5 protein-coding genes and 2 pseudogenes are annotated in these 5,949 nt (G+C 69.7%); 2 read left to right on the forward strand and 5 right to left on the reverse strand.

Features of this window, described 5'->3' with window-relative positions:
- Both ACQY7V_RS06855 and ACQY7V_RS06860 read left to right on the forward strand, forming a co-directional pair.
- Positions 1–425 (forward strand): annotated as a pseudogene (locus ACQY7V_RS06855) (amino acid permease); the annotation flags it as partial.
- A 268-nt stretch (positions 426–693) separates the two neighbouring features.
- Positions 694–1,443: an HNH endonuclease family protein gene (locus tag ACQY7V_RS06860; protein ID WP_320835897.1), complete on the forward strand. Its 750-nt coding sequence runs from the start codon at positions 694–696 to the stop codon at positions 1,441–1,443.
- Positions 1,444–1,546: 103 nt separating this feature from the next.
- Here the strand turns inward: ACQY7V_RS06860 and ACQY7V_RS06865 are convergent, their stop codons facing one another.
- The 5 genes and pseudogenes from ACQY7V_RS06865 to ACQY7V_RS06885 all read right to left on the reverse strand — a co-directional run.
- Positions 1,547–2,221, reverse strand: a complete 675-nt coding sequence (locus tag ACQY7V_RS06865) for a response regulator transcription factor (RefSeq protein ID WP_235361803.1) — start codon at positions 2,219–2,221, stop codon at positions 1,547–1,549.
- On the reverse strand, positions 2,221–3,486 hold the full coding sequence (locus tag ACQY7V_RS06870) for a sensor histidine kinase (protein WP_428639490.1): 1,266 nt from the start codon (positions 3,484–3,486) through the stop codon (positions 2,221–2,223). Before ACQY7V_RS06870 ends, ACQY7V_RS06865 begins: the two co-directional genes overlap by 1 nt.
- A 116-nt stretch (positions 3,487–3,602) precedes the next feature.
- Positions 3,603–4,430, reverse strand: coding sequence for an ABC transporter permease (locus ACQY7V_RS06875; protein ID WP_320835900.1), 828 nt, complete (start codon positions 4,428–4,430; stop codon positions 3,603–3,605).
- A gap of 71 nt (positions 4,431–4,501) precedes the next feature.
- The gene (locus ACQY7V_RS06880; RefSeq protein ID WP_320835901.1) at positions 4,502–5,443 is read right to left on the reverse strand and encodes an ABC transporter ATP-binding protein; all 942 of its coding nucleotides are present in this window, start codon (positions 5,441–5,443) and stop codon (positions 4,502–4,504) included.
- A 254-nt stretch (positions 5,444–5,697) separates the two neighbouring features.
- Positions 5,698–5,949: pseudogene (locus ACQY7V_RS06885) on the reverse strand (ABC transporter ATP-binding protein); the annotation flags it as partial.

The following is a 5,949-nucleotide window of genomic DNA, read 5'->3' on the forward strand; positions in this document are numbered from 1 at the left end:
GTCTAGGGCTCGTGGCCTCCCAGGGCGCGGGCGGCGACATCGCCCGGGGGCGGACCCCGCGGCGCGCGGTGTGGGTGTCGATCTTCTTCTCCCTGGTGTCCGTGGCTCTCAACTGGCTGCTGCCGTCCCAGCTCCTCGGGATCCTCATCAACGCGGTCGGCATGGTGCTCCTCATCATCTGGGTGTTCATCCTCGTCGCCCAGGTGCGCCTCCATCCGGTCCTGGAGGCCGAGGGCGCGATCGCGCTGCGCGCGCCGGGCTGGCCGTGGCTGCCGCGCCTGGTGCTCGCGGCCCTGGTCGGTGTCGGCGGGATCATGGCCTGGAATCCGGTGGCGAGGGCCCAGCTCGTCTCGATGACGGTGCTCACCCTGATCATCATCGCCGTCTTCTTCGCCAAGGAGGCGCTGAGGAGGCGGAGGGGCTGATCCTCCGCCCCCTGTTCAGGCGGAGCGCGGCCCGCTGCGCGCCGAGGGCGTGAGCGGAGGGGTGCGGCTTCTGCGCGCCCGATCGGGCGCGGAGCGCTCGTCTTGCACGGGTGATCCACAGGCGGACGAGGGCGGGGCCGCAGATGCCGGTGGTGAGGGTGAGAATCGGGTCTGGAAGGAAGAGCCCGCAGCGGCGGGCGCTGCGGCGCGCGCGGGCTGAAGCGACGCGCAGGCCGAGGCGGGACGCGCGGACGGGAAGGGGACGAGGGTGACGCGACGCAAACGGAAGAAGGGGCCGACGATCGGCGATGCCCTGGTCGTGCTCCTCGCCGCCGCACTGCTCGCCTGGTTCCTCGTCCCCGGTGCGCCTGAGGGGGCCGCGAAGCTGTGGAAGGACCTGAGCGAAGGCCGGCTGCCGGGCGCGTCCGCTTCCCTCGAGGATGTCGCGGCCACTCCTGACGGTCAGCTGCTCATGGGCCTCGGCCTGCGCGAGGGGGCCGGTGAGGAGATCCCCGAATACGACAGGGGGGCTTTCGGGCAGGCCTGGGCGGACGAGGACCGCAACGGCTGCGACACCCGCAATGACATCCTCGCCCGCGATCTGGCCCGACCGGTTTTCAAGCCGGGCACGCACGACTGCGTGGTCCTGTCCGGGACCCTCGCCGAGCCCTACACGGGGTCCGTCATCGAGTTCCAACGCGGTCAGGACACGTCCGCGCTCGTCCAGATCGATCACGTCGTGGCGCTCGGGGACGCGTGGCGTTCGGGCGCCTGGGCGTGGGACGCGCCGACGCGCCAGCGCTTCGCGAACGACCCGGCGAACCTGCTCGCGGTCGACGGGCAGGCGAACCAGGACAAGGGCGCCTCATCGGCGGATCAGTGGCTGCCGTCGAACGCGGACTTCCGCTGCGCCTACGTGACCCGCCAGATCGAGGTGAAGTCGACCTGGGGCCTGTCGGTGACGGCGCGGGAGCGCGACGCGATGGCGAAGGTCCTCGCGTCCTGCCCGGCCCAGTAGGGACACCTGGCGACAAATCGGTATCTGGATGCGGAAACCTGCGGAAATCACGCCCTGAAGGCCTCTCATGATCGAGTTGGTGCCAGCCGATGGGAGCAGCCGCCTACAACCACCCGTTCTCCGTCGCGACGCGCACGGCCTCGGCACGGGTCCGCGCGGAGGTCTTGAGCATCGCCGAGGACACGTGGTTGCGGACGGTCCCCTGCGAGAGGCCGAGCTCGGAGGCGATATCGGCGATCATCCCGCCGTCCGCGACCGCGCGAAGAACCTCGATCTCCCGATCGGTGAGCGGGCAGGCGCCCCTTTCCAGGGTTTCGAGGGCGAGAGTCGGGTCGAGGACTTTCAATCCCGAAGCCACGCGCCGCACGGCATCGGCGAGCTGCGCCGAAGGGGCGTCCTTCACGACGAAACCCGTGGCTCCCGCATCGAGCGAACGCTGAACGTACCCCGGCCGACCGAATGTCGTCAGCATGAGGACGCGCACGGCCGGGTGGCGCGCACGGATCGCCGCGCAGGCGGTGATCCCGTCCATCACGGGCATCTCGACGTCGAGGAGCACCACGTCGACGGGCGCCGCGGCCCCGCCGGGCGAGGACGGCACCAGCGAGGTCAGCAGAGCCAGAGCCTCGGCACCGTTACCGGCCTGGCCGCACGCTTCGATGTCGGGCTCAAGCGACAGCAGCGTCGCCAGGGCTCCGCGCACCATCGTCTGATCGTCGACGACCACGATCCGGATCGGGCCCGTACCCGCGCCGCTGCCCGTACCCGCAGTGTTCATCACGCGCCTCCTACCTGGTGAAGCCGAAGATCAAGCGTCCACGCATCGCCCTGGCCGCCCCACGTCAGAGTTCCGCGCGACCCGACGCGCTCGCGCAGCCCGTCCAGGCCCGTGCCTTCTCGGCTGACGCCGCCCCCGGCATCTCCGGTCGAAGCGGCGGACCCGACTGCGCGCCTCACGGCGGGCATCCCGCGCCGCTTCACGCCGTCATTGACCACGGACACCCCATCCGCGCGCACGGTCACCGTCACGACGGTCGCTGCCGCATGCTTGTAGGTGTTCGTGCACCCCTCGCGAATGACGTGGGCGACGAGCGTCGAGGGCGCGCCCGGTGCCGGCTCGCCCTCGCGGACCACCACCAAGCGCACCTCAGCCGTCTCGAGGACCTCGCGCGCCGCCTCGATCTCCGTGTCCGGAAGCAGCGTCCGATTCGCGGCCACCACGTCGCGCACATCGCTCAGGGCCGCACGCGACATCTCCGTCAGGTCGTCGAGCTGGGCGCGCGCCTCGTCAACGCGCCCCGCGTCGAGCAGACGCCCGGCAAGATCCGCCTTGACGGTGATGCCGGTGAGCGTCTGGCCGAGGATGTCGTGCAGATCCGCACTGATGCGCGCGCGTTCACGCTCGCGGGACAGGGCGATCTCCTGCTTCGTCTCGACGTCCTTGAGCCGCTCGTGGTCCATCGCCAGGCGCGACAGGACCGTGACGGTCGTCGTCATGAGGATGACGACGAGAGGGAAGTAGCCCTCGGAGGGCCGGACGAGGATCTCAACCGCCGCGAGAGCCAGGCCCAGCGCCAGTGACGGGAACATCCAGCGCGGCGGGCTGAGCAGCGCCATGGGGGATACGAGGTAGCAGATCAGGAACACTGCGCCGGAGCCGCCGAATGGCGCATTCGTCACGAGTATGACGACCTGGAGGGCGGCGATGAGCCCGACCATGACGAGGTAGCGCTTCCAATGAGAGGCATCGCGCGGCGCGGAGTCGAGGACGAGCCAGGCCGCGATGTACACGATGCCGAGGGCGAGCGTTTCTGAGAGCAGCAGGAGCGGACCCGGCTTGTCCAGGCCCGCCTGAACAGCGCCGATGATCGGGTAGGCGAGGAAGACGATGAAGGGGGTGGACCAGAACAGTGCGATGACGCGCGGAGGAATGGCGCGCCTGGCGCGCTTGCCCGGGCCGGCACCGATGTTGCGCCCGGGAGCCGGGGAGGAAACGGCCTCAGGGGCGGCTGCGGCACTCGCAGGGGTGAGCTGGTCGTTCACTTCGGAGTCCTTCGTTTGTTCCGCTGTTGAGAGTACCCGAGGGCGGGGGCGCCCCCGGCGCATCACCCGCTGAACCCGTCCCCGCCCTCTTCCTCGCCCTCGTCATCCGAAGACCGTCAGCGGCCGGTGTCGCGACGCTGGGCCCGCACCGCGATGATCGCGAAGAACGCGGTCCACGCTGCGTAGTTCGCGAGCCATGCCCACTCGAAGCCGTCCCAGCCGTACAGCGGTGTCCGGACGATCCGCGACAGGCCGTAGAAGGGCGACCAGGGCGCGATCTTCGCCCAGAAGGAGCCCATCTGCTCGAGCGGGATGAACATGCCGGCGACGAAGGAGCCGAGCACGGTGATCGCGCTGGTCAGAGCGAAAGCGCCGTCGGAGCGCACCGAGAAGGCGGCGGCCAGGCCGAGCACGATCGGCAGGGCCGACACGGTGATCATGAGGATGAACGACCCGATCCATGCCGCGGCCTCCATGCGCGCTCCGGTGAAGCAGCCGACTGCGTAGACGATGCCCGTGACGACGATGGATATGAGCATGGAGGCGATCATGCGGGCCGTGATGAGCGCGAGCGACGACATCGGCGTGAGCGCCTGGAGGCGCGAAATGCCCGAGGTGCGCTCCAGAGCCACGTTCGCGCCCATTGACGAAGCGGTCATGATCGTCCCGTACACCGCCATGTTGACGAGGACCGTCGCGGCGACGTTGGAGTGGATGATCCACTCGTCGGAGTAGTCCTGGCCGGCGCCGAACATGAGGTACATGCAGATCGGCAGGCCGATTGCGAAGCTGAGCGAGTACGGGTTGGTCAGCAGCTTGTAGAACGAGTACCACAGGTGGATGCCGAAGCCCCTCCAGCCTGAGCCCGGGGCGCGCCGGGCGATGTCGAGGTCGGCGTCGGCGCCGACGATGGGCGCGGCGGGGGAGATGCTTGCGGAGGTCATGATCGTGTCCTTCTTGATGCGCGGTCGGTGGGTTCCGGCGGCCGAGGGCGGGGCGTGCGGGCCGCTGGGGCTCAGGCGGTGAGGGAGGTGAAGGCGTCCTCGAGGGATGACGAGGTGATCTCGAGGTCGTGAGCGCCGGGCAGGGCGAGGACGGCCCGGGCGACCTCGTCGGTGTCGGATGCGGTGACGGTCAGCTCTCCGGCATCGGCCTCGCCCTCGTACAGCGTCCAGGAGACGGCCAGGCCGGAGGCGCCGGGCAGGGCGGCGAGGGCGCGTCGGGCCTCGTCGCGGGAATCGGCGGGCAGCAGGACGCGGAGGGTCTTCGTCGTGCCCGTGCGGCGCAGTTCGGCGGTGGGCGCGTCGGCGACGATGGCGCCGTCCTTGATGATGACGGTGCGTTCGGCGAAGTCCTCGGCCTCGGCGAGGTAGTGCGTGGCGAAGACGATTGTGCGGCCGCGTTCGGTCTGGTCGCGCATGAGCGCCCAGAATTCGCGGCGGGCGCCGGCGTCCATGCCGGCGGTGGGCTCGTCGAGGATGAGCAGGTGCGGGTCCGGAAGGAGCGCGAGGGCGAGGCGGACGCGCTGCTGCTCGCCGCCGGAGAGCTTGCGGATGGGGCGCTTGACGAGTTCAGTGAGGCGGGTCTCCGCCATGACCCGGTCAAGGGGCAGGGTCGACTGGTGGCTGGCCGCGAACATGCGCAGGGTTTGGGCGACCGTGAAGTCGCTCGGAAGCGCGCCGCTCTGGTGGACGACGCCGACGAGGGAGCGGCGGATCGCGTCGCGGGCGCTCATGCCGAAGAGCTTGCAGGCCCCGGAGGTCGGGGCCTGCAGGCCGAGGATCATGTCGATGAGCGTGGTCTTGCCGGCGCCATTCCTGCCGAGCAGGGCCATGATCTGTCCGCGAGGGACGTTGAGAGTGATGTGGTCGACCGCGGTGAGAGTGCCGAAGGTCTTGACGATGTTGCGGACGCTGATCGCGGGTGCGGCGGCGTGGGCGGATTGCGTTGTGTTCATGACTCCATCGTCGGGCCGGGGGCGTGTTCGCGGCAGTGCCGGGTGTCGGGGCGCCCCGCATGACATCTGTCATGCCCCATCCCGCCGAACCCGTCCTGTTGAGCGCTGAGACCCGCGCTGCGTCCCCGTGGAATCCGTTTGGATTCACGCCGGGGCGGGGGGAAGCGAAAACGACGGAGGTGCGCGACATGCCGCGCACCCCCGTCGTTCACGGTTCGACGAGTGAGAACTCGTCGATCAGCGAGGTCGGGGGGCTAGAGGTTGAGCTGGATCTTGCGCCCCGGGACCGCCTCGATGAGCTCTCGCGTGTAGTCCTGCACGGGGTTCGCGAAGAGCTCGTCCGTCGTGTTCTGCTCGACGAGCTTGCCCTTCTCCATGACGACGACGTCGTCGGCGATCTGGCGGACCACCGCGAGGTCGTGCGTGATGAAGAGGTAGGACAGGCCGAGCTGGGCCTGCAGGTCGTTGAGCAGGTAGAGGATCTGGTTCTGCACGAGCACGTCGAG

This window comes from Schaalia sp., from assembly GCF_050312375.1.
In the GTDB taxonomy this organism is placed as follows: Bacteria; Actinomycetota; Actinomycetes; order Actinomycetales; family Actinomycetaceae; genus Pauljensenia; species Pauljensenia hyovaginalis.